The organism is Holospora curviuscula (genome assembly GCF_002930195.1).
In the GTDB taxonomy this organism is placed as follows: domain Bacteria; phylum Pseudomonadota; class Alphaproteobacteria; order Holosporales; family Holosporaceae; genus Holospora; species Holospora curviuscula.
In genome coordinates this window covers 4,595-8,190 of sequence record NZ_PHHC01000082.1, presented here as the reverse complement: position 1 = coordinate 8,190, position 3,596 = coordinate 4,595, and the positions used below count along the sequence as shown (strand labels likewise).

General features: G+C 36.9%; 1 protein-coding gene. It reads right to left on the bottom strand.

Translation table 11 applies throughout. The features are described 5' to 3' along the window. Window positions 1-936: 936 nt before the first annotated feature. A partial coding sequence (locus HCUR_RS03505; protein WP_165780717.1) for a hypothetical protein occupies window positions 937-3,596 on the bottom strand: 2,660 nt, incomplete at its 5' end.

Here is a 3,596-nt window from a genome sequence, read left to right as displayed (position 1 = left end):
TGTGCCCATTAAAGGGATTAAAGTACGGTGTTCATTGGGTCATGATCCTGGACCTTCACGGTTTGCACCGTAAGTGCTGCCTGTTTCTTTCATAATTCACAATTTATCTCAATTTTTTCCTTATGTCCCTTGGTTTATTTTTATGTGTAGGCTCTACGATGATTACTATATAATTTTGTGATTTTATTGAAAAACAAGAGTATTCACTGAAAAAGTCTTTATTAATGAAACATTATAGAGAATTTTGAGCCCGCAAGTAATGGCTTACTCACAAAAACAGTTTAGTAGGCATTCTAACGGGAAGCACTTTTGCACCATTCACCATCAGAATATGGGTCTTAGAAACGTACTTATTAAGGAGCTACAATAGTTGGTGTAAAATAAAAAATTTTTATAGCATACTGACGATCTTAAAAAAATATGGCTATCATGAATAACCTAGAATAGAGGACTAGTACTAGAGCACGCCAGTATAATTGCAATAAGCAGATAAAAAATGCACGTCTTTGATGAGCAGGAAGAAAAATACGAATTGCAATAATTCAGCCTTTTTGGCCAAAAAGGCTAGGATGATAGTGCACTAAAAGATTTGTTATCAAAAGATGAAATTTCTGCTATTATTTTTAGGAAAAATAAGCGATTGAATATTGATAATCCACGATAAACCTTTTTTACAAAGAACAAAATTGTACTGAAGATTTTTTTAATACCATCCAGACCAATACCAACGCGCTCCTTCATTTAATAAGGAAAAGTTTAATAGCCAGAATGTATTATTGGTTTAAAAAGAATAACATGGGTTAGGAACACCCTTTAATCTATTTACTATCGCTTGATTTTTTTAACTTGAAAAAGTACTATGATCTTTTTCAAGTTTTTTACGAAATCAGTATCGCGTATCTTCACTCTAGCACATAGTGTTAATAAGCTATAGTCTTAGCTCTTTTTTATTACCTCGGCCATATTTGTCACTTCTCTCATTTTACTTACTAAATCACCCGTTTCATATCCTCTTTCTTTCATTTTTTGTATCATACTGTTTGCATATTCTATGAGATAGTCAAACCTAATATTCCGTTTGTTCGCAGCACTAGGTAGACGACTTGTGGGATCTGTATAATAAGTTTCTATCTCAGACAGAACTTTTTTAGCGTTGTTTATAATCCCGTCTTTTATTAAGTTATGGGGATCAATAGAACTAGAAAATCTCTCTTCTAAAACTTTTATAGGGTTAAGAGGCGGATAACTCCACTTATAAGGTTCTAAAAAATCTATTTTTGAGATCGCCTTTGCTACTTCACTCTGCTCTTGTAAGTAGTTCTTAATTATTTTCTGTAGTTGCGTCCCAGTAACTCCAGGAAAAGCTTTCTCCATAGACTCAAAAAACTTCACTCCGTCCTTTGTCTGGTGCAAATATTTCGAGGTATAATTTCTGACACCTTTTATTATTTCTGCTGATGTCATGTTCTGTGTATTCATGATTGGAAGCTTCAGATTATTACCCTTTTCTTCTATAGCTTTTTTTCCATTTTTTATTTCCTGGCTACTCTTTTCTACTGTTTTTGATCGGTCTTTTTCTTTTTTCTGTTCATCCTGGATTTTATTTTTAGATTCTTCGGCTTTCTGCTTAACCTGTTCTATGTTCTGTTTAAGCACTTCCTTTGTTTTGTCTAGATTTTCTTGTTTTGCTTGAGTTTCTTGACTCTTTTTATCCTGAACTTTTTGCTTTGGGTTCATTGTTTCATTCTCAGAAGAAGGATTTTTCTCCAAGGATTCTTGAGCCTCTTGAAGCGTCTCTTTCGTAGTGTTTTTCTCCTTTTCAGCGTTGCTCTCTTTTTCAGACGATTTTTCTGCTTTTGTAGTTTGTGTCTCCTTGAGATCATTTTTCGCGTCATTGATATCTTCGGGTTTCACCGCTTCCACCGAGGTTTTATCTACCGCTTTTACATCGTCTAATACTTCTTGCTCTTTTTTTCCCCAAAAACTTTCTTTCATGGATTCCACCGCGTTATGCAGCGCCGTTTCCAACTCAAGGAACCCGTCTTTAAAAGCCCCTAGTGTTCCGCGACTTCCAGACAAGACTGCTTCATACAATGCGGCGGGTTTATTTGTGGAAGCCATAATGGTGGATATAGGGGCGGTGATGGTGTTATAGAATTGTCCTAATATCGTGACCAGTTCATTAAAACTTGACGGAAAAGCTCCCGAGGCCGGTCCCCCGTAGGTTGCGGCCAAATGGTAGGTCAAACACAGCAACACTACACTACGCACCGCTCTCTTAAAGTATTGATCAAAGGTGTATCCTTTGATAATTTCTTGATATTTTTGAGGATCCTCAAACAAATTCAAAAATACTTTATCCTTAGAAAATATTTTGAGCAACGATCTTCCTGTATCAGAAATCAAATTTGTGGCAGCGTGTTCCGACAGTTCGTAAGTATACTTCAAGACCTTAAGAAAGGGAATAATCGCTGTGGTAGTCTGTTTCAGAACATCAAAAGCAGTTTTCATGGTGAGCACTTGAAACACCATAGAGTCCTGAGCCAATCGTTCATAGGTCGATGCTTTGGCAAAGACACCCGTCAAAATTTCAATGGTGGAGTTGAACAACTGTTCTGCATCTTTCTTCACCGCTCCATCTGCGTGAAAGTAGCGCGACTGCACATTGGTGGAAAAATTTTTTACTGCTTGAGGAACGTAGGGTTCTGCATACCGCGCCGCTTTTTCTACTGCTTTTTTTGCTATGCCAAGACCTACTTTTCCAAAGGCTAGTGGAAGTGCCGCAACGGGTGAAAAAAACGTGTTCTCTACAGCATTGACTAAACCATAGGCTTTGCCCGCTAGGCTTTGGCTCTTAACTGTATCCTTTTCTTCTGAGATTTTCTGTGAAAGAGTGGGAGATTGAGCGCTCTTTTTTTCCGGTTCAGTTTTAGAATCGGAAGCAGATCCATGATAAGAGACGTTATCCTGTGATCTTGGTTTTGTTCTTAATGAGGACTTCACGCTCACTGAATCCTTTCTTTCTTCTCCAGATCCATCAGAAAAATTTTTCCCCTTAGAGGTCAAGGAAATATTGGATTGTTTATTTTTCTGTATCCCCTCCTCTGAATTATTAGGGTAATGACTATAATAGGCGTTAGAAGAAGTGCGATCTTTTCTCTGTATGGAAGAATTTTGAGTACGATATTTTTCATTTTTAGCACTTGAGTTCGTCCTAGAGCGAGTTTTTATACTGGTCTCTGCTTCAGTAAATAGTTCAGAAGGATTGTTATTTTTTGAAGTTCTTAACTTTGATTGAGAGGACTTATTTTTTCTCTTATACTCAGAAAGTAGTTCTTTTTCATCCTCTGAGTCTGTCGAATCTTCTCGAAAGTGTTTAGGGGTGTAACGTGAGTTACTAGAATAAAAATTTTTAAACTGTTTAGGAGCGTAACGTGAGTTACTAAGATAAGAATTTTTAAACCTAGAATCAGAGCTAAAATTAAAGCTGGTATCAGAATCAGAGCTTGAGTCAGGCTTAGAGAAGGAGCTAGAATTAAGGCTGGTATCAGAATCAGAGCTTGAGTCAGGCTTAGAGAGGGAGCTAAAATTAAAGC